The sequence below is a fragment of the Phocaeicola faecalis genome (assembly GCF_021730445.1).
GTDB lineage: Bacteria > Bacteroidota > Bacteroidia > Bacteroidales > Bacteroidaceae > Phocaeicola > Phocaeicola faecalis.
Map to the genome: position 1 here is coordinate 17,783 of NZ_JADNRM010000011.1, position 21,630 is coordinate 39,412.

Here is a 21,630-nt window from a genome sequence, read left to right on the forward strand (position 1 = left end):
CTCGCAGATTTAATGAATAAATTGAGTCCCAAAAGAAAGTTGACAAGACTTCCTTTCACGTTTCACAAGCACCGGGAACTTGCTGTTCATAAGGGTTTCCGTGTGAAAGCAATCCATTCACCTCTTAAAAGTTCTTTTCACCCAAAAAGCCGATGAATAAAGGGTTTCAGAGAGTGAAACGTGTGAAAGCAACTTGATATCAACTTTTTCTTGAAAGCATTCTTATTGCAAAAAAAGACATCAGGGTATTTGCAATAACTTATGAGTCTGCAGGCTCAACCGCCATTCGGGATGCTTCAGAATATAAGCTATTACTTCCTCGGTATTGGAACAGGAACAAGGCTGCATAAAATAATACCGAGCAGGCAAATCCAGATAAACAGATACATCTTGTCCTACATAGACAACCTTCACCTCATCTATATGGTTTAACTTTATTTCCCCTCCTTCTTTTGGCGAACAAGTCACCCAGTCTATATTGTTCGGCAGCACACACGTACCGTTAGTCTCGACACAGACATATTTTCCTTCATTATGCAAAGCATCCACCAAAGCTTCGTCAATCCACAAACCCGGTTCGCCACCGGTAAGAATAACCATAGGAGCAGGATACTTAACGACTTCCGATATTATTTCTTCATCGCTCATCATTACCCCGTCTTCATGTGACGTATCGCAAAAAGAACACTTCATATTGCATCCCGAAAAGCGGACAAATATGGCAGGAATACCTGTATGATATCCTTCACCCTGCAAACTATAAAAAATCTCATTAATCTTTTTCATATATCACAGTATTACCTTCCGATTCACGGACTTCAACTTTAAAACAAAAGGGTATTTGCCCACAAATCCAATGTGCAATATTTTCGGCCGTAGGATTAAATTGAAGTACCTCATTCAGATTTTGATGATCCAAACGCCCCATCACAGCCTCTTTGATATGGGTAAAGTCCACCACCATTCCGTCTTCATTCAGCACCTCCGAACGGCAATAAACTGTAATAATCCAATTGTGACCATGCAAATTCTCACATTTACTTCTATACGAAAGTTTCAGGCTGTGCGAAGCCGATACTTCCATTCGCTTAATTACTGTATACATTGCTTTAGTTTATATTTAGAAAGAACTTACACCTAATGTCACCTCGGTGTGTAGATGCAAAGATACATTATAAAATCTAAGAATATAGAACAGTAATCCGTATTTTTTCATTTTTTGGTCTATATTTGCATCCATGAAAATTTTCTATACCGTCACAGGAACGATATCACTGGCATTAGGCATTATTGGCATCTTTGTACCTCTTCTGCCTACCACCCCCTTTTTATTGTTATCCGCCGCACTCTATTTTCGCGGTTCTCCACGTCTGTACAGTTGGCTAATCCATCAAAAACAACTGGGACCTTATATTAAAAATTTCCGTGAATACCGCGCCATCCCCTTACGCGCAAAAGTTATTTCCGTATCACTGATATGGATAACCCTAAGTTATTGCATTTTCCAAATAGCTCCTTATCTTTGGTTGAAAATTGTATTACTTGCCATAGCCATTGGTACCACTTGGCATATTCTTTCATATAAAACACTGAAAAAGTAAACCGGCAAGGAGGCAGTAAAAAAGGAGTCGTAAAAGACTGAAAAAAAAGTTTTTTGACCGGAATTGATAAATTCCCCTCAAAATATTTTCTTGTTTGCTTTCAATCCTATATATTTGTGTACAATTTTGGTATAAAATGACTGAAGAAGACAAAAAGCTATTAAGTACTTTTGAAGCAAGACTGAGACATTTTATGTATTTGCACGATGAATTAACGCGTGAAAATGCTCAGTTAAAGCAACTTCTCGCCGAAAAAGACGAAAAGATAGAACAGGTAGAAGATAGTCGCAAAGAATTGGAAGTAATGTATACCAATTTAAAAATGGCTAGGACAATCAGTATCCACGATAATGATATCAAAGATACGAAGCAAAGGTTGTCAAAGCTCGTGCGTGAAGTCGACAGATGCATCGCTTTATTAAAAGGCCAATAGGATTTTAAAACAATAAAACGATAGTATGATGGACGATGTGATGAAAATACATTTACTGATTGACAACGAAAGATACCCTTTAACTATTCGTCGGGAAGATGAACTGTTATATAGGAACGCTGCCAAACAGATTGATAATAAACTAAACAAATACCGTAGCCGTTTTCCTGATTTCAGCCCCACAAGGCATTGGGCAATGGCTGCGTTGGAATTAGCTTTTGAAAACATTTCTATGAAAGACAGAAATAATACTGAACCTTATCAGGAGAAGTTGAAAGAGCTGACGAAAGAGATAGAGCAGTATCTTAGTAAAAACGAATAGTTTAAATTTTTAAATTAAGGATATTCACGCACAACTTAACTGTCAAGAGAAGGGTTCTTGACAGAATGGTTGTGCGTTTTTTATTTATATAAATTAATAACAATGGTAACAACAGTAATAATAGCAATTGTGTGTTTCGCTGTAGGTGGTGGGTTATCATACATGCTTTTCAGATATGGCCTGAAATCGAAGTATGACATCATCATTAAGGAAGCACAAACAGAAGCTGAAGTAATCAAGAAGAACAAGCTTCTCGAAGTTAAGGAGAAATTCTTAAATAAAAAGGCGGATTTGGAAAAAGAGGTTGCATTGCGCAACCAGAAAATCCAGCAAGCCGAAAACAAATTGAAACAGCGCGAACTGATGCTGAATCAGAAACAGGAAGAAGTACAGCGCAAACGTACAGAAGCTGAAGCTATCAAGGAAAACTTGGAAGCGCAAATTGTGATTGTAGACAAGAAGAAAGAAGAATTGGACAAACTGCAAATGCAGGAACGCGAAAAACTGGAAGCACTGTCCGGTTTGTCTGCCGAGGAAGCAAAAGAACGTTTGGTGGAATCTTTGAAAGAGGAAGCCAAAACCCAAGCTGCCTCTTATATTAATGATATTATGGACGACGCCAAGTTGACAGCCAACAAGGAAGCCAAACGAATCGTCATCCAGTCCATTCAGCGAGTTGCCACAGAAACAGCAATCGAAAACTCCGTCACTGTATTCCATATTGAATCAGATGAAATCAAAGGTCGTATCATCGGCCGTGAAGGACGCAATATTCGTGCTTTGGAAGCTGCAACAGGCGTTGAAATTGTAGTGGACGACACTCCGGAAGCTATCGTACTTTCCGCATTCGACCCGGTTCGTCGCGAAATTGCCCGCCTAGCACTTCATCAGTTGGTAACAGACGGACGTATTCATCCGGCACGTATCGAAGAAGTGGTTGCCAAAGTACGCAAACAAGTAGAAGATGAAATCATCGAAACCGGTAAGCGTACCACTATCGACTTGGGTATTCATGGTTTACACCCCGAATTAATCCGTATCATCGGTAAAATGAAATATCGTTCTTCCTATGGTCAGAACTTATTACAGCATGCACGAGAAACTGCAAACCTCTGCGCTGTAATGGCATCAGAATTGGGACTGAATCCGAAGAAAGCCAAACGTGCCGGACTCTTGCATGATATTGGTAAAGTGCCAGATGAAGAACCTGAATTGCCACACGCACTGCTGGGTATGAAGATAGCCGAGAAATACAAAGAAAAACCGGATATTTGCAACGCTATCGGTGCTCACCATGACGAGACGGAAATGACCAGTTTGCTAGCTCCTATCGTTCAGGTATGTGACGCTATCTCAGGTGCACGTCCGGGAGCGCGCCGAGAAATTGTAGAGGCATATATCAAACGCTTGAATGACCTCGAACAGTTGGCAATGTCTTATCCGGGAGTAACAAAGACCTACGCCATCCAAGCCGGTCGTGAATTGCGTGTTATCGTAGGTGCCGACAAGATTGACGATAAGCAAACCGAAAGCCTGTCAGGAGAAATAGCAAAGAAGATTCAAGATGAGATGACTTATCCGGGACAAGTGAAAATTACGGTTATCCGCGAGACACGTGCGGTAAGCTTCGCCAAATAATATCGAATAAAACTGAATTTTATTTATACAGAGGATGTTTCATCAAAACTGGGACATCCTCTTTTCATTCCCCTCCAATACCCTCATGAAGTTACAGTCTCTTCCGATACTTTCCTTACTCTTCTTCTTTACTGCCTGTTCTGTACGAGAAGATACCCTATGGCTGCAAAAAGCTGAACAATTCTATGCAGACAAACAAATAGACAGCACCCTCACTTACTTAAACAGAATCGTACCCGAAGAATTAGGAGGAGAAGACGTTTACACCTATTGGCGGATTCAGTTCAGCGTCGCCCCCCAGCCTTTCATCCTGCATTCCTCTGAGAAAATAGAAAAGTTGTCCCAACATTATGAAAAGATGAAAGATACAATAAACTTGAGAGAGATAAACCACATAAAATACAGACAATTCCTATACAACCAAGTATATGATAAAGCCGATTCCATGCTTCAAATAATCGAAAAAGAAGCCATCGTACAACAATGTCCCAAAGAGCTTGTACGCACTTATATCTATAAAACACAATTCTTTAAACAAATAGGAAGGGCAGATTCTACTTTGGCTTACATCAACAAAAAGATGGCAATAGACACCACCCATCTACACCTCAAACATTATTATCGGGAAAAAGCCCAGACACTACTCGGGCTAAGAGAATTTGAAGTCGCAAAAGAAATGCTGGATTCTGCCAAAGCCTATGCCACAAGAGATAAAGATAGCGAATTCGCATATAGCCTTGCCAAAGAATACACCGACCTATATGTAGCTCAAAGGCAGTTCTCCGAAGCCCTGCAATCCTTACAACAGTCCCGCCGGAACATGAAACGCAGTGACATTCCTCTGCACAACATGTACAAAGCCCATGTTTATGAACTCATGCACCAGCAAGACTCCGCCTGCTATTACTACAATCTGGTATCCCAGTCAAGCAATATATTCTTGGCAAGCGAAGCCGCACTACGCCTCTCTTATCTGTACGAGCAAAGCGGATCTCCCGAAAAGGCATTCCGCAAACATGAAAATGCTATTGCTTTCCTTCACAACATCTACTCAGCCTATAACAATCAGGCCAGTGCCAGCCAGTTTAACGAGCTGAAACTGGAAACAGAAATCAATGCATTGGAAATTGTACGCCAACGCCATATCAATCTCATATTGCTGCTCACATTCATCCTCTCAATGATTGTCACCGCTTTCTTGTATTATCTCCAATACAAGAAAAAAGAGGAAATGAAAAGAATCCTCCAACAGGAAAGCGAACGGCTAAAGCAAGAAAACAAACTACTGAAACAAGCGGAAGAACTAAGCGTCCTCAGAGAGAAGGCAAGCATGTTACGCGAAGAACTGCTTCGTAAGATGGAAGTGTTCAAAAAACTGCCCTCTTTGGACAACGATACGGAAGAAGATAAAAACAGTAATCGGCAAATATCATTAACAGAAAATGAATGGCGGGAAATAAGAGTCGTACTCGACAGTAACTATGACCATTTCACAACCCGCCTGAAACAGAAATTTCCCACATTGAGTATAGCGGACATTAACTTCTGCTGCCTGATAAAAATCAATGTCAGCCTACACGATATGTCGAACATTTACTGTATAAGCCGAAACTCTGTCAGCAAAAAAAAGCTACGCATGAAAGAAAAGCTCGGTATCACCTCCAATGAAGGAATTTCATTGGACGAATACCTGCAAAAGTATTAATTGTCCATCATAAAAGATAGCTAAACAGCTAATATACAGCAATATAATATTTCATAGTTGTCCATCACGATTTTATAATCAGATTCCTTTCATTCCTAACTTTGCGGTAAATTTTAAAACAACAAAGTATGAAACCACATTTATTTTTTGTGCTGGCTACCTTAATGATAACAGCCTGCAACAGCAAACAAAAAGAGAACGACAACACAGCATCAGGCGATTCAAGAATATGGAACGAGCTGCCTACTGTGGCAGCCAAAGTGGAAACAAACGGAACCACCCTCATGGTATGCGACTGGACAGCCGTTAAAGATTCCATCCACCTGCCACTCAGTTATTTCATCGAAGATTTGGAAATTGTAAAGTTGGACAATAAGGACGAAGCCCTGGTAAGGAACAGTAGTGTAGTCGTATCAGACAACTACATCCTAATCCACTGTTCTCAAAACATACCTTTCAAATTATTCGACCGTAAAGGGAAGTTCTTGCGTAACATCGGCTCAGTGGGAAACGGTCCCGGAGAATACACTCAGGTAGGGCCTTTTCAACTGGATGAAAAACACAACCGCATCTACCTCATGCCATGGAATGCAACCAAACTCATCACTTACAATCTGAACGGAGAGTTGCAAAAAGACATTCCACTGATAGGTGAATCGGAAAAATGGGTACTCCCCAAATCCGTATTCCATGTAGACGGAGACAAAGGGCAAATTACTGTAGCCACACTGCCTTGGAAAAATAATCCAAGAATGATTTGGGTGCAAGACTTCGAAGGCAACCGCCTTGCCGAACTTCCTCCCATGAAAGAGATGAAGCCCGATTACAGCAACGACATTTACCATAACAACAACACGGAAGCCTTCGATTTCTCCTTTCTGGACTTTCATATAGAAAAAGCTGATACCTTGTATCACTACGACTATACCCAGAATAAGCTGCAACCGACCTTTACCATCCATTTTTCTAGTGGAAAAGCTCCAATTCACTGGCAATACGAATACCCGACTTGCTTTATTGGGACTGTTGTAGGAAAAATGGAGCAAACAGACAATCACGGCAGTAGCGAAACAAGAGAGCACCGAAACTTTATTGTAGACAAGAAAACGCTGAAAGGAGGATTATACAAAGTGTACAATGACTTTTTGGGAAACGGAGAAACTTTTTGGTTCGCAAGTTGCCGAAATGGGCATTATATTCGAAACATCGATCCCAACGTATTGAAAGAAGAACTGGAGGAAGCACTTAAGAAAACCGACCTGTCACCCGAAATGAAGGAAAAAATCAGCACACTGGCAGGCTCCATCCAAGAGAATGACAATAACTACCTGTTGATTGGCCGTATGAAGCAAACAAACAATAGCCATTAAACATGACCATAACACGACATGAATTAAAATGGCTGCCCAGCAATGAACAGCCATTTTAATTTATACTATCAGAAAGAATATCCAAGAGTCACCCAAAACGTATTTCGGAACGGACAGTCATCTGATGCAAACAGCCATGCAAAATCCAGATGTCCACCGTAGCGGTTCATTCCTGCACCTACTGTAGCAAAACTATGATCTCCTTTTTCCTTGTCTCCATAATGATAACCACCCCGAAACATAAAATGCTCCGCCAACGTATATTCTGCTCCGGCACTTACATTCACTGCCTCCACATCCGAAGGGGCCAAGCGATAACCTAAATCGGCTGTCACCATCAAGCGGTGCATCTGTGAAAACGGTAAGTCGACCGAACCGCCCACTTTAGCCATCATCGGCAGAGACTCGCTGGACTTGGGATACTTTATCTTCGGTCCCAGATTGCTCACTTGTAATCCGGCAGTCCAACTCGCACCTTCCATCCGGGCTATTGCCTTCCTGTAAAATGCACCCAAGTCAAAGGCGACCGTACTTGCTCCCTGGTCGTTGCCTACCTTTCCCATATCCGAATAGATATAACGAAAAGTAGCAGATACGGAAAGGTTCTTAATTACCTCACGGGCATACCCCACTTCAGCAGCCAGTTCCTTCGGACGTATACTCTCCCCTCCGGTCTCAAGGACACCTAACTTCGGATAGTTATAATAACGGAAACCCGCCAATATCACATTCTTCTCGTCTATCTTATAAAAACCTCCCAGCGTATGTAGCGAGTATCCTGACTGATAATCGCGCATCCATGGAGCATACGTATAAGAAGCACCACCCTGAGTATTCTTATCTGCCACAACAGTAGCACCATTCAAAAAGATGGCATTCTCATTGCCGGTGAGTGAAACACCTGCGCCAGCCAATGCAGCCGTACGAGCATCGGGCATAATAGTCAGGAAGTTGGCAGCTCCCGTATTGATAGCAGTTACTTCATCCTGCCCATAAGCACCGGCAACAAACATGCCCAAAGCTACTACACAAAATATTGCTTTCTTCATATTTTACTATTTCTTTTTTCTACCGGATTAATATTTAATAAAGTTTTGTTTCATCGTATGACCGTTGCATTGATATTCCATCGTGTAATATCCGGCAGCCAACTTGCTTACATCTATTGTTGTCATAGACATCGCCATCACTCCCCTCTTCGCATCAAGTACCTTCCCGCCCGTACTGTTATAAATAATGATACGTGCATTACCGGCCAACTGATAGTTCACCCAAAAGAGCAAACTTCCATCACTTACTTTATTGTTTTTCAAAGTCAACGTCGGTGTCTCATCCGTCACCTCAATATTCAATGCCGCAGCAGCGTCTACACAACCATAGCCAAGCTGTCCGGCATATTTCAGATTATAAGCATCTACATCATAGGCACTCTTGAAGAGTATTTCTTTCAGCCTATCAGGAGTAAATTCCCTCTCGCTCAATCCATATTTCTGAATAACCAAAGCCGCTACCCCCGACACCATCGGACAAGCCATAGAAGTTCCACTCATATCCCCATAAGAAGAATTATGAATAGTACTATACACCATCCCATTACCATTCAGGTTACCTCCTGGAGCCGAAATATCAATGTATGAACCATAATTGGAATAAGAAGCCTTCGTATAGTCCGGAGCAATGGCAGCCACCGACACTACCGGCTCATAATCAGCCGGAGAAGCCGTACCGGGGTTAGACACATTATCATTGCCTGCAGCAAAGATAACAATGCCGCCTTTCATCGGGCTGTCAGGCAACTGGTTACCATCATTGTCGCACCCGGCATATTTAATAAAATAGTCAATTGCTTCCTTATCCGCAGGATCAATATATGAGGTGCTGGTAGTGGTCGTATTGTATCCCCAACTGTTTTGACTGATAACCGCTCCATTATCGGCACCATATTTAATGGCCGCAGCCGTATTATTGGAGCCTACAGAGCCCAGCACTTGAGTACACATCAGTCTCACGCCACTTCCCGCAGTACCGTTTCCTCCTGCTATTCCGGCAATTCCCCTACCGTTATTTCCACTTGCTGCAATGATTCCCGCCACATGCGTAGCATGTTTCATGGGAGTTAGTTTGCCTGAATCATACATGAAATTATAGCCATTCACATCATCTATATAACCATTCTCGTCATCATCGATACCGTTTCCGGGGATTTCTCCTTCGTTCACCCATATATTATCCACCAAATCGGGATGGTTCACCTGGATGCCTCCGTCCATCACTGCAACAATAATACGGGGATCCCCGGTACATTCTTTCCAGGCATCAGACACCCGGATATCAGCACCCGGTTGTTGCCACGCCTCTGTACCCGGATTTTCCAGATACCACTGCTTGTCAATAAAAGTATCATTGAAATCAATGGCACGCCAAACCGATTCATTCATACCCAAAGATCTCACCTTCACAATAGGTGCAGCTATTTCTATCCCTTCCAGAACCGAAACCTCACCGGCCGCACGCGCCACAGAAACATCCTCCGAATACCAGACATCATACCATAAATGCAATCCCTCACGGCGTGTACGTTCTTCATATTTTCCAGCATGGGGAAAAGTACGTTCCATGCGGGTTATTTTCAATGCCGATGCAGAACGGCCTATCATTTTAATTCGTGCAGATATACCGCCGTCAGCGCTTCGCTCACTCAAATCTCCGGCAGGTTCCTCTTTCAGTTTAATGCGCATACGTCCCTGTACAACATCATTTTCAGATAGTCCCAGCTCAGCAAGATTTATTTCCGGCCCATTGTCCGGCAGACTGACCTCTTCCTCCTGATGACAAGAATAGAGGAGAGAAACAGACAGCAAGAATGGAATTATTCTTTTCATTGTATCTTTTTTATGTATAATAATCTACGATAAAACTTATAGTTGGAAGTTGCAAATATATGCTTTTTTCTTCATTCTTACGACTTTACCTATCAAAATAATTACGTTCACCCAATGAAACGACTTAGGAAGTCCGACTAATATCAGAATGAGCCTAAAGATATAATCAACAATTCAGGAAGAAAACAAAATGTATAATATAAAATTAGCGTTATGACTGTCTCAACCATAACGCTACCTTATAGAATATATTCATTCAAAAGTTTCCCCGATACATTTACTTCTCCAGCAACAGCTTTTCCTCAAATATCTTTTTCGCACAGCTATACCCTTCGTTATACAAATCGGTCAGCTTTTTGATATCCGTTTCAATCCGGTCGACTTCCATGGGTCTGTGAGGACGTATCACTATAATCCGACCTTCATCCTCCAACTTCTCAACCAGTTCCAGCTGTTCATTATAAACGCGGCAACGCTTGCTGAGCACCACTCTCAGACGAGGATATTTCTTATAAATGAAATGAGGTATCTTGATATCCCTTCCCTTTTTACGGTAACCGCGATTACGGGTGAGCACTACTACATTCTTTTCATATCCCTGTTCAAAAGCCCGCATCACGGGAATGGAATCAATAATTCCGCCATCGAGCATAGGTACACTGTCCACATAAGCAATAGGACATACATACGGCAAACTGCTGGATGCCTTGGCTATGTCTATAATACGTTTCCGGTCATGCTTCTCTTCCAAGTAACAGGCACGCCCTGTATGGCAGTTAGTAGTCACCATTTCGAAACGTGCCGGATTCTTTTCGTAGGTTTCATAATCGTATGGAAGAATCTCTTTAGGAAAATGCTCGTAAAGCAATTCTTGGTCAAGAATGCTATGTTTGCTCCACAGATGCTTGATACCGATGTAATGATACTTATCCAGTAAATCGATATTGCTGAATTTTGCACGTCCCCGCTGACGGGACATATACGAAAGCCCGTTGCACGCGCCTGCCGATACTCCTACTCCGTAAGAAAACCAGATTTCGTTGTCCATCAAATAATCCAGTACGCCACAGGTAAATACTCCGCGCATACCTCCTCCTTCTAATACCAGTCCTGTTTTATCGTCTATTTTCATAATCAAAGTCAAGGAACAAACAGCTTCCCATTAAAGTTCGACACAAAGTTATCTTTTTCGGCGAACATCCAAACATCTTTTCTTCAAAAATTATTTCGCTATAAAGAAAGGTCTCAACTCATTTTCATTCTTATCTATAGGATAGAGAGCCTTTTCCATCTCCAGTCTTTTTACCATCAATCCAAACAATTCCTTCGCCTTTTTCAGCTCCGATTTTGCCACATCATTCTTCTCATAGGGATCTGCCGACAGATTAAACAGTTTATAATAAGGAGCCTCGGGATGTTCCGGGTTATAATAATAAATCAGTTTCCAATCGCCTTTGCGGTAGGAAGTGAAATAACTGCCACGGTGTTCGTGAGGGAAATGCATCAGGAAATCATCTCGATGTGCTTTATCCTTCTTACCTGCTATCATTTTTCCAAGGGTGGAACCATCCAATATATGATTTTCCGGTGCTTTTACTCCGGCAACAGATAATACGGTAGGATAAATATCCATCACTGTCCCCATCTGTGTCTGTATGGCATTTTGTGCGACGGGAAAAGCTTTCTGAAACTTATTGCCCGCATCGGGATGCGCCCAGGCAACAATGAAAGGCACTCTCACTCCGCCTTCATACTCCGAGCCTTTCTTGCCTTTAAAGGGTGCTGATGAGCCATAATCCGCCGCTCCTCCCAAAGGTGCATCCCCTCCATTATCACCCAAAAAGATAATCAATGTATTCTCAGCAATACCTAATTCTTCCAATTTATCCATTAAATCACCCAATGATTTATCCATTCCTTCGATTAAAGTGGCAAAGGCACATGCCTGTTGGTCCTTCTCCGGGTCTGTGTAATGTCCTATAAACCGCTCGTCCGTCTCAAAAGGAGAATGAACAGCATAATGAGCCATATTCAGGTAAAAAGGCCGCTTTTCGGCAACCGCTTTCTCTATTTCTTTATCCGCCTCCAATGTCAGCGCATCGCTCAAGAAAGTCTTGGTATGGAAATATTGTTCCAAATCGGGAACAGCCCGAGACTTTGCTCCTTTTATCGCCCCATAACCGTTTTCTCCATGATAACTGCCCGGACTGCCGATGGCAGAACCGGCTATATTAACCTCAAAGCCCAAATTCTTCGGATTGGCTCCTTCACTGCCGATACAACCGAAATGTGCTTTACCGACATGAATAGTCTTATAACCGGCCTGTTCCAGCACATAAGGATAAATAATACTGTTACGTGTCAGTCCTTTCCAATTCCAGTCCAATGGTCCATAAGGGGTACGATTGTTATCCTCCGGCTTAATCCAATTTGTAGTACGGTGTCGGGCTGCATTCTGCCCCGTCATGATAGAAGCTCTTGAAGGAGAACTCACACTCTGAGCATAAAAAGTGGAAAAACGAATTCCCTGTTGGGCAAGGCGTTCCATATTAGGAGTGCGATACCATTCATTTAACGGCTGCTTCACCGCATTTCCATGATGGTCTGTCACAAAAGGAACAGAGGTATCCATCAACCCCATATCATCCACAATAAATACTACGATATTGGGACGGTCTTGTGCATTCATCATCGAAAAACAAACACCACAAAAGGCTCCCGATAGACTTCGGCTTACAATTCTATTCATTTTGTTAGTTATTAAGAGGTTAATAGAAGCGGACTTAATAAAGATTTCATCGAAAAGACGCGGCAAGTTATTAAGAAATTCTCGTTTATACAAGAAAGAATCGAAAAATATGAAGGATAAACAAGCACAAAGTCGCGCGGTATGATTATTTTTTAAACATCAGCACGTGAATTTAAAATTATAATTGTTACATTTGCAAACAGTTCATAAATATTCAATTAAAATCGAGTTAACCATGTTTGATTCTGCTATTTATAAAAACCGTCGGCAAGCACTGAGAAACAAAGTGCAAAACGGCCTTATCCTTATATTAGGCAATAACGAAGCCCCGGCAAACTACCCGGACAATACATATAAATTTCGTCAGGACAGTTCTTTCCTCTATTTCTTCGGTCACTCTCATCCGGGATATGCAGGAATCATGGACGTTGAAGCAGGAGAAGATTATTTCTTTGGCAATGATGTAGATATGGATGACATTATCTGGATGGGGCCTCAACCGAGCGTCAAGGATTTGGCTGCACAGGTAGGTGTCCAGCAGAGTTATCCTTTTGCGCAACTGAAAGAAATGGTGGGAAAAGCCGTTGCACAAGGCCGAAAAATTCATTTCCTCCCTCCCTATCGTTACGACAATATGATGCTGCTGGAAGAATTGACCGGTATCCGTGCTTCCATCGTTAAAAAATATGCTTCACTGGAACTAATCAAAGCTGTCGTTGCTTTGCGTTCTGTCAAAGAAGCCTGTGAAATAGAAGAAATTGACTTAGCTTGCAATATCGGCTATGAAATGCATACCGCTGCCATGCGTTTATGCAAACCGGGAGTAAAAGAACAATATATTGCCGGAGTATTGGACGGCATCGCTTCTTCTTACGGAAGCATGACTTCTTTTGCCACTATCCTGACTCAGCACGGTGAAACATTGCACAACCACGACCATAGCCACATTTTAGAAGTGGGACGCATGATGCTGACCGATGCGGGGGCAGAACGACTGAGCAATTATTGCTCCGACCATACCCGTACCGTTCCTGTCGGCGGAAAATTTGAAGGACGCCAAAAAGACGTATATAATATAGTATTGGCTTGCCATGACAGAGCATTGGAAATTGCCCGACCGGGCATCACTTATATGTCCGTGCATCAAGAAGTATGTAAAGTTCTGGCACAAGGACTGAAAGACTTAGGACTGATGAAAGGCAATATAGACGAAGCTGTTGCAGCCGGTGCGCATGCCTTGTTCCTCCCTCACGGCCTGGGACACATGATGGGACTAGATGTACATGATATGGAAGACTTGGGACAGATTTATGTCGGCTATGACGATGAAGTGCGTCCTTCGTCACAATTCGGACTTGCTTCTTTGCGCATGGGACGCCGTCTGCAAGAAGGTTTCGTTATCACAGACGAACCGGGCTGTTACTTTATTCCCGCTCTCATCGACAAATGGAGAGCCGAGAAAATGCATACCGACTTCCTGAACTATGATGCGATTGACAAATTCAAAGACTTCGGCGGTATCCGTTTGGAAGATGATATTCTGATTACTCCCGAAGGCTCCCGCTTTACCGGAGAGAAACGTATCCCTATTACTATCGATGAGGTAGAAGCAATTATGAATGAATAATAATTTAATATCAAACAAAACTATTATCACTGAATGAAAAGATTTACATTACTCGCCGCAATTGGACTCGTCAGCATGAGTCTGTCGGCTCAAGAAGCAAAAGAAGAACCCAAAGAAGAAGGATTCGTATTTACTACCGTAAAGGAACTTCCTATTACTTCTATTAAGAACCAAAGTCGTGCAGGAACTTGCTGGTGTTACTCAAGTATGGCCTTTTTGGAATCAGAATTACTCCGCATGGGAAAAGGCGAATACGACCTGTCTGAAATGTATATCGTACATCAAACTTATCTCGACCGTGCCGATGCAGCCGTGCGTACTCACGGAGATGTATCTTTCTCACAAGGAGGTTCTTTTTATGACGTACTGTATGGCATGAAGAAATTCGGCTTGGTACCTGAAGAAGAAATGCGTCCGGGTGTGATGTATGGAGATACATTAAGCAACCATACAGAACTGACAGCCGTATCTGACGCTGTTGTCGCTGCTATCGCAAAAGGAAAGCACCGCTCGCTCCAAACAGACGAAAACCGCAAACCGTTGTGGAAGAAAGCCATCGCTGCCATTCATGACATTTATTTGGGTGAATGCCCCGAAAAGTTCACTTACAAAGGGAAAGAATATACTCCTCAGTCATTCTACGAATCAACCGGACTGAATCCTGACGATTACATTTCATTGACTTCTTATACTCACCATCCGTTCTACGAACCGTTTGTTCTTGAAATTCAAGACAACTGGCGTTGGGGACAATCTTATAACTTGCCTATCGACGAACTGATGGAAGTATTTGACAATGCCATCAATACCGGCTATACTATTGCATGGGGTTCCGACGTCAGCGAACAAGGATTTACCCGCGATGGTATCGCAGTGATGCCCGATGCTGAAAAAGTACAAGAGTTGAGTGGCTCGGACATGGCACACTGGCTGAAAATGAAACCGGAAGAAAAGAAACTGAACAGCAAACCGCAGCCTCAGAAATGGTGTACTCAAGAAGAACGCCAAGAAGCATACGACAACTGGGAAACGACCGATGACCACGGAATGCAGATTTACGGTATCGCCAAAGACCAAGATGGAAACGAATACTATATGGTAAAGAACTCTTGGGGCAAAGCCGGCAAATATAACGGTGTGTGGTATGCATCAAAAGCATTCGTGCGCTACAAAACCATGAATATCGTTGTCAACAAGAAAGCACTTCCTAAAGAAATCGCTAAAAAGTTAGGTATTAAATAATACTGTAATATACTAGTATTTAAAGCACTACCGTTAATTCCGTAAAAATATATACGGAATTAACGGCTTTTTTATTTGTTTTTTCCTAACTTTACGGATTGATTGGAGACCACCTGAAACAGATAAAAGTGAGGTCTCCTCATGTGAGAAGAAAAAAGAAAAAAATAATATATAAAATGAATCACAAATGGAATTACCAACCTCCAAGCCAAGAACAGACAGAAGCAGCTAAAGCATTAGCTAAAGAGACAGGAATCAGTCCCGTCCTCTGTAAGCTATTGCTAGAGAGAGGTATAACCTCAGCAGCAGAGGCTAAAAGATTCTTCCGCCCACAGCTTAGCGAACTACACGACCCTTTCCTGATGAAGGATATGAGTATTGCCGTAGAACGCTTAAACCAAGCTATGGGAAAGAAAGAACGTATATTGGTTTATGGAGACTATGATGTGGACGGCACGACAGCCGTAGCATTGGTATACAAGTTTCTCCAACAGTTCTATTCGAACATCGATTACTATATTCCCGACCGCTACAACGAAGGTTATGGAGTATCAGTGAAAGGGGTGGATTATGCCTATGAAACGGGTGTAAAACTAATTATTGTATTGGATTGTGGCATTAAGGCGGTGGAAGAAATTGCTTATGCAAAAGAAAAAGGAATTGATTTCATCATCTGTGACCACCATGTACCCGATGACGTGCTCCCTCCTGCCGTAGCCATTCTGAACGCGAAACGCCCGGATGCAACTTACCCTTACGAACATCTGTCGGGGTGTGGCGTAGGCTTCAAATTTATGCAGGCTTTTGCCTTGAACAACGGCATTGAGTTCCATCAGCTGACTCCCCTCTTGGATTTGGTCGCTGTCAGTGTAGCCTCTGACATTGTTCCCATCATGGGAGAAAACCGTGTTCTGACTTACCATGGACTGAAACAGTTGAATTCCAATCCAAGTGTAGGACTTAAAGCAATTATTGACATTTGCGGATTGTCCGAAAAAGAAATCACTGTCGGAGATATTGTATTCAAGATTGGACCGCGCATCAATGCTTCCGGCCGTATACAGAATGGAAAAGAAGCTGTCGAATTATTGATAGAAAAAGACTTCTCCTCCGCTTTGGAAAAAGCCAATCAGATAAACCAGTACAACGAGACCCGAAAAGACCTTGACAAGACCATGACCGAAGAAGCCAATCACATTGTGGACAGTTTGGAAGGATTGGCAGAACGTCGTACCATCGTCATTTATAATGAAGCATGGCATAAAGGGGTAATCGGGATTGTAGCTTCACGCCTGACCGAGATTTATTACCGCCCGGCAGTGGTGCTGACACGCACTGACAATCTAGCAACCGGTTCGGCCCGTTCCGTTTCCGGTTTTGATGTATATAAGGCTATTGAAAACTGCCGTGATTTGCTGGAGAACTTCGGTGGTCACACGTATGCGGCAGGACTCTCGATGAAGGTAGAGAATGTGGAAGAGTTCACCCGGCGTTTTGAAATGTATGTATCCGAGCATATTTTACCCGAACAGACCAGTGCGGTAATAGATATCGATGCTGAAATAGATTTTCGCGACATCACTCCGAAATTTCATGCCGACCTGAAGAAGTTCAATCCGTTCGGACCCGACAATCACAAACCGGTATTCTGTACACATAATGTATATGACTACGGAACCAGCAAAGTGGTAGGTCGCGATCAGGAGCATATCAAACTGGAACTGGTCGACAACAAATCAAACAATGTCATGAACGGAATAGCTTTCGGACAAAGCTCACAAGCCCGTTACATCAAGACAAAACGCTCGTTCGACATCTGTTATACCATCGAAGAAAACACGCATAAGCGCGGAGAGGTACAGTTGCAGATTGAAGATATCAAACCTAGTGAGGAATAGACAAGGGTGACCTACAAAGAGATTCTAAAACAATACTGGAACTATGATAACTTCCGTGGCATTCAAGAAGAAATCATAGAGAGTATCGGAAAAGGACATGATACGTTAGGGCTGATGCCTACCGGCGGAGGTAAATCCATTACCTTCCAGGTACCGGCATTGGCGCAACCGGGATTATGTCTGGTCATTACCCCCCTTATTGCTCTCATGAAAGACCAGGTGCGCAATCTCCGTGACCGGGGAATCAAGGCACTGGCGGTTTATTCGGGCATGACGCGTGAAGAAATTGTTGTAGCGCTGGAGAACTGCATATTCGGCGATTATAAATTCCTTTATATCTCTCCCGAACGACTAGACACTGATATATTCCGCACCAAGCTGCGGAATATGAAAATCAGCATGATTACAGTCGACGAGTCTCATTGTATCTCTCAATGGGGATATGACTTCCGCCCTGCCTATTTAAAGATTTCCGAAATACGGGAGTTGCTTCCTGACATCCCGATATTGGCACTTACCGCTACAGCCACTCCCGAAGTAGTCAAAGACATTCAGATAAAATTAGGCTTCAGAGCAGACAGCCATGTCTTTCGCATGAGTTTTGAGCGAAAGAATCTGGCCTATATTGTCCGCAATACAGAGAGCAAACAGGAAGAGTTGCTGCACATTTTGAACCGTGTGTCAGGGAGCGCTATCGTATATACCCGAAACCGAAAGCGTACCCGGGAAGTGGCGGAGTTACTGACAAACAATGATATCACAGCCACCTTTTACCACGCAGGACTGAACAATGACGTGAAAGATCAGCGGCAGAAAAGCTGGCTCTCAGGCGAAAGCCGTGTCATGGTTGCCACTAATGCATTCGGAATGGGCATTGACAAACCGGATGTCCGTCTGGTTATCCATATTGATTTACCAGATTCGCCCGAAGCTTATTTCCAAGAAGCCGGACGTGCGGGACGAGACGGACAAAAAGCTTACGCTGTCTTACTTTATGCCAAGAGTGACAAGACAACGCTCAACAAACGAATAACCGACACGTTTCCCGATAAAGAGTATATCCGAAAAGTGTATGAAGACGTCAACTACTATTTCCAAATGGCAATGGGAGACGGTCTGGGCTGTACGTTTGCCTTCAATCTGGATGAGTTTTGCCACAACTTCAAGCACTTCCCCGTGCAGGCAGACAGTGCGCTGAAAATACTGACCCGAGCCGGATATCTGGAATATACAGACGAGCAAGACAACGCTTCCCGCATTCTGTTCACCGTCCACAGAGACGAGTTGTACAAACTCCGCGAAACCGACCCCGAAACAGAGAAACTTATCAACATCATCCTTCGTTCTTACACCGGCCTGTTCACCGACTACGCCTATATAAACGAAGATTCCCTAGCCATCCGTTCCGGTCTGACACGCCAACGCATTTACGAAATCCTGCTGATGCTGACCCGCCGGCATATACTGCACTATATCCCACGCAAAAAGACACCTTATATAATATATACCCGTGAACGACAGGAAAGCCATCGCCTTGCCATCACCCATGATATATATGAAGACCGTAAGGAGAGCTATATGACCCGAATTAAGGCCATAATAGAGTACGCCACTGCCAAAGACAAATGTCGCAGTCGCATGCTGCTCCGCTATTTCGGCGAGAAAAACGAGCACAACTGCGGTTTATGTGACGTATGCCTCAGCACACACCATTCGGGTATGAAGCTGGGTGAATTTCAAGAGATGGAAAATCAAATCCGTGAACTGCTCGGAACATCCCCCCTCTCTGCCGCCGATTTGTTAAACAGCATAAACGGAGAGCGCAAAAAGGCGGAAAAGGTGCTTTCGTACCTCCTATCTGAAGAAATAATACAATCAAATGATGGAATACTTTCTTTATAAGTATTATCTTTGCCACTGATTTATTAACCTTTTACCCCAATAAAACATGAGAAAAGCGTATTTAGCAATTATTTGTCTGTTTGCAGGACTCAATGCATTTGCACAACATGCAGACGTCCAGCCTGTACCTCAACAGATGTCCGAATCCGGCCAGCGAATCACTTTACCCGGAATCTATCAATTCACTGGAGACACGGAAGCTAACCCCTATGCAGTACAACAATTAAAACAGTTATTGGCAGGAAAACACTCAGCCAAAGAAGGTTTACGCATCTATATCGGGGAAAAAGGAGACAAATCCGTCCGCAAGTTTGCCCGTCAGATTCCCAACCGGAAGGAAGGCTACTATCTTTGCATCAACGATAAAGAAATTGTATTGGCAGGAAATGACGAACGAGGAACATTCTATGCCTTGCAGACCCTCAGCCGCCTGCTGAAAGACAACCAACTTCCGGCTGTCGAGATAAAAGACTACCCCTCTATCCGTTTCCGCGGTGTAGTGGAAGGATTCTATGGCACTCCGTGGAGCCATGCCGCCCGTCTGCGCCAACTCAAATTCTATGGCGAGAACAAGATGAACACCTATATTTATGGTCCTAAAGACGACCCTTACCACAGTTCTCCCAACTGGCGCCTGCCCTATCCCGAAAAAGAAGCCAAGCAGTTGCAAGAACTGGTGAAAGTAGCCAAAGAAAATGAAGTCGATTTCGTATGGGCCATCCATCCGGGACAAGACATCAAATGGAATCAGGAAGACCGTGATAACCTGCTGGCCAAATTCGAAAAGATGTATGACTTAGGCGTACGTTCTTTCGCTGTCTTCTTTGACGACATTTCAGGCGAAGGAACCAACCCTGTCAAACAGGCAGAGCTATTGAACTACATCGACGAGAACTTTGTAAAAGTGAAAAAGGATGTAACCCCGCTCGTCATGTGCCCCACAGAGTATAACAAAAGCTGGTCCGACCCCAAAGGCGGATACCTCACCACACTGGGCGACAAGCTGAACCCGAGTATCCAAATCATGTGGACAGGTGACCGCGTGATTTCCGACATCACCAAAGACGGTATCCAATGGATTAACGAACGAATCAAACGTCCGGCCTATATCTGGTGGAACTTCCCTGTATCAGACTATGTACGCGACCATTTGCTGCTTGGCCCTGTATACGGCAATGACACTCAGATAGCCGACCAAATGTCCGGCTTCGTGACCAATCCGATGGAACATGCCGAAGCATCGAAGATTGCCATATACGGAGTAGCATCCTACTCATGGAATCCTGAAAAGTATGACAGTGAAAAGACTTGGAAGGATGCCATCAAGAACATCATGCCGACATCTGCCGAAGAATTGGAATTCTTTGCGGCACATAATTCCGACCTGGGAGCGAACGGACACAGATATCGTCGTGACGAATCTGTCGCTTTGCAACCGGTCGCCCAAAGTTTCACCGACAGCTATATAAAAGGTGGGAAATATAATGAAAGCGATTACACCGCCCTGCAAGAGACTTTCGGCAGAATGACAGAATCCGGCGACATCCTACTGACCGACGCCGAAAACACTCCATTGGTGGAAGAAATGAAACCGTGGCTGGCACAATTCAAACTGCTGGGCGAAACGGGAGGAGAAGTTCTGGCTATGGCAAAAGCCTACGAAAGCGGCAACCAAGAACTGTTTATGCGCAAATACAAACACGTAAAAGCTTTACAGCAACAGATGTTCCAAATAGACCAGACATACAATCAGAATCCATATCAACCGGGTGTAAAAACGGCCACAAAAGTGATTAAACCATTGATTGACCAAACCTTTGCAGCTGTGACAGAACGCTATAACAAGAAATACAGCACCCTGCTGGATGCAACGACCGATTATATGCCGCATAAGCTTGTCAGTGATGTGGAACAAATCAAAAACCTGCCATTGCAACTAAAGACCAACCGCATCCAAGTGTCTCCGGCACTGGAAGTCATCAAATGGCAAGCCAAAGGCTTTATCACTATCGAGCTTGATAACGTTTATCCGGGATTAAGCATTGATATTGACTTCGGCAAACCCGAAGTGGCAACCTGGGGAGTACTTGAAGTTTCGACCGACGGCAAAGAATGGAAGAAAATAGATTATAAACAGGAAAAGAATCGCCTGACAGCAGACCTGAAGAAAGCTCCCGTCAAAGCCGTGAGATTCAGCAACAGTCAAGACAAGGAACAAGAAATCTATCTCAGACGATTCATTATTACTGTAGACAAATAAA

17 protein-coding genes are annotated in these 21,630 nt (G+C 43.3%); 11 read left to right on the forward strand and 6 right to left on the reverse strand.

Features of this window, described 5'->3' with window-relative positions; all coding sequences use genetic code 11:
- Positions 1 to 240: 240 nt before the first annotated feature.
- Together IR173_RS11465 and IR173_RS11470 are read right to left on the reverse strand one after the other, a co-directional pair.
- Positions 241 to 786, reverse strand: coding sequence for a 7-carboxy-7-deazaguanine synthase QueE (locus IR173_RS11465; RefSeq protein ID WP_237039737.1), 546 nt, complete (start codon positions 784 to 786; stop codon positions 241 to 243).
- A complete protein-coding gene (locus IR173_RS11470) occupies positions 773 to 1,105 on the reverse strand; it encodes a 6-carboxytetrahydropterin synthase (RefSeq protein WP_237039738.1) in 333 nt (110 codons plus the stop codon). The genes IR173_RS11465 and IR173_RS11470 overlap by 14 nt, the downstream gene beginning before the upstream one ends.
- Positions 1,106 to 1,238: 133 nt before the next feature.
- On the opposite strand from IR173_RS11470, the gene IR173_RS11475 reads away from it, so the two are divergent.
- From IR173_RS11475 to IR173_RS11500, 6 genes are all read left to right on the forward strand, one after another.
- Positions 1,239 to 1,601 (forward strand): YbaN family protein, encoded by a 363-nt coding sequence (locus IR173_RS11475; RefSeq protein WP_237039739.1) that lies wholly within the window; start codon positions 1,239 to 1,241, stop codon positions 1,599 to 1,601.
- A gap of 136 nt (positions 1,602 to 1,737) precedes the next feature.
- Positions 1,738 to 2,034: a hypothetical protein gene (locus IR173_RS11480; protein WP_237039740.1), complete on the forward strand. Its 297-nt coding sequence runs from the start codon at positions 1,738 to 1,740 to the stop codon at positions 2,032 to 2,034.
- A gap of 28 nt (positions 2,035 to 2,062) precedes the next feature.
- Positions 2,063 to 2,356: a cell division protein ZapA gene (locus tag IR173_RS11485; protein ID WP_237039810.1), complete on the forward strand. Its 294-nt coding sequence runs from the start codon at positions 2,063 to 2,065 to the stop codon at positions 2,354 to 2,356.
- 102 nt (positions 2,357 to 2,458) lie between these two features.
- On the forward strand, positions 2,459 to 3,994 hold the full coding sequence (rny, locus tag IR173_RS11490; protein WP_237039741.1) for a ribonuclease Y: 1,536 nt from the start codon (positions 2,459 to 2,461) through the stop codon (positions 3,992 to 3,994).
- 85 nt (positions 3,995 to 4,079) lie between these two features.
- Positions 4,080 to 5,699 carry a hypothetical protein gene (locus tag IR173_RS11495; RefSeq protein ID WP_237039742.1) on the forward strand — a complete coding sequence of 540 codons (1,620 nt, stop codon included), beginning with the start codon at positions 4,080 to 4,082 and terminating at the stop codon, positions 5,697 to 5,699.
- Positions 5,700 to 5,827: 128 nt separating this feature from the next.
- Complete coding sequence (locus tag IR173_RS11500; RefSeq protein WP_237039743.1) at positions 5,828 to 7,069, forward strand: 6-bladed beta-propeller; 1,242 nt, start codon at positions 5,828 to 5,830, stop codon at positions 7,067 to 7,069.
- Positions 7,070 to 7,137: 68 nt separating this feature from the next.
- On the opposite strand, the gene IR173_RS11505 is transcribed toward IR173_RS11500, so the two are convergent.
- The 4 genes from IR173_RS11505 to IR173_RS11520 form a co-directional block, all read right to left on the reverse strand.
- On the reverse strand, positions 7,138 to 8,118 hold the full coding sequence (locus IR173_RS11505) for a PorV/PorQ family protein (protein ID WP_237039744.1): 981 nt from the start codon (positions 8,116 to 8,118) through the stop codon (positions 7,138 to 7,140).
- Between the two features lie 27 nt (positions 8,119 to 8,145).
- Entirely contained in the window at positions 8,146 to 9,951 is a 1,806-nt protein-coding gene (locus IR173_RS11510; RefSeq protein WP_237039745.1) for a S8 family serine peptidase, read from the reverse strand.
- Between the two features lie 277 nt (positions 9,952 to 10,228).
- Positions 10,229 to 11,083, reverse strand: coding sequence for a patatin-like phospholipase family protein (locus tag IR173_RS11515; protein WP_237039746.1), 855 nt, complete (start codon positions 11,081 to 11,083; stop codon positions 10,229 to 10,231).
- 90 nt (positions 11,084 to 11,173) lie between these two features.
- On the reverse strand, positions 11,174 to 12,700 hold the full coding sequence (locus tag IR173_RS11520) for a sulfatase (RefSeq protein WP_394800668.1): 1,527 nt from the start codon (positions 12,698 to 12,700) through the stop codon (positions 11,174 to 11,176).
- A 235-nt stretch (positions 12,701 to 12,935) separates the two neighbouring features.
- Between IR173_RS11520 and IR173_RS11525 the strand changes: the two genes are divergently transcribed.
- The 5 genes from IR173_RS11525 (at position 12,936) to IR173_RS11545 (ending at position 21,629) form a co-directional block, all read left to right on the forward strand.
- Positions 12,936 to 14,327 carry an aminopeptidase P family protein gene (locus IR173_RS11525; protein ID WP_237039747.1) on the forward strand — a complete coding sequence of 464 codons (1,392 nt, stop codon included), beginning with the start codon at positions 12,936 to 12,938 and terminating at the stop codon, positions 14,325 to 14,327.
- A 33-nt stretch (positions 14,328 to 14,360) separates the two neighbouring features.
- Complete coding sequence (locus IR173_RS11530; protein ID WP_237039748.1) at positions 14,361 to 15,569, forward strand: C1 family peptidase; 1,209 nt, start codon at positions 14,361 to 14,363, stop codon at positions 15,567 to 15,569.
- A gap of 176 nt (positions 15,570 to 15,745) precedes the next feature.
- Positions 15,746 to 17,467: a single-stranded-DNA-specific exonuclease RecJ gene (gene recJ, locus IR173_RS11535; RefSeq protein ID WP_237039749.1), complete on the forward strand. Its 1,722-nt coding sequence runs from the start codon at positions 15,746 to 15,748 to the stop codon at positions 17,465 to 17,467.
- Between the two features lie 6 nt (positions 17,468 to 17,473).
- Positions 17,474 to 19,369 carry a RecQ family ATP-dependent DNA helicase gene (locus tag IR173_RS11540; protein ID WP_237039750.1) on the forward strand — a complete coding sequence of 632 codons (1,896 nt, stop codon included), beginning with the start codon at positions 17,474 to 17,476 and terminating at the stop codon, positions 19,367 to 19,369.
- A 46-nt stretch (positions 19,370 to 19,415) separates the two neighbouring features.
- Entirely contained in the window at positions 19,416 to 21,629 is a 2,214-nt protein-coding gene (locus IR173_RS11545) for a beta-N-acetylglucosaminidase (protein ID WP_237039751.1), read from the forward strand.
- The last annotated feature ends 1 nt before the right edge of the window (position 21,630 follow it).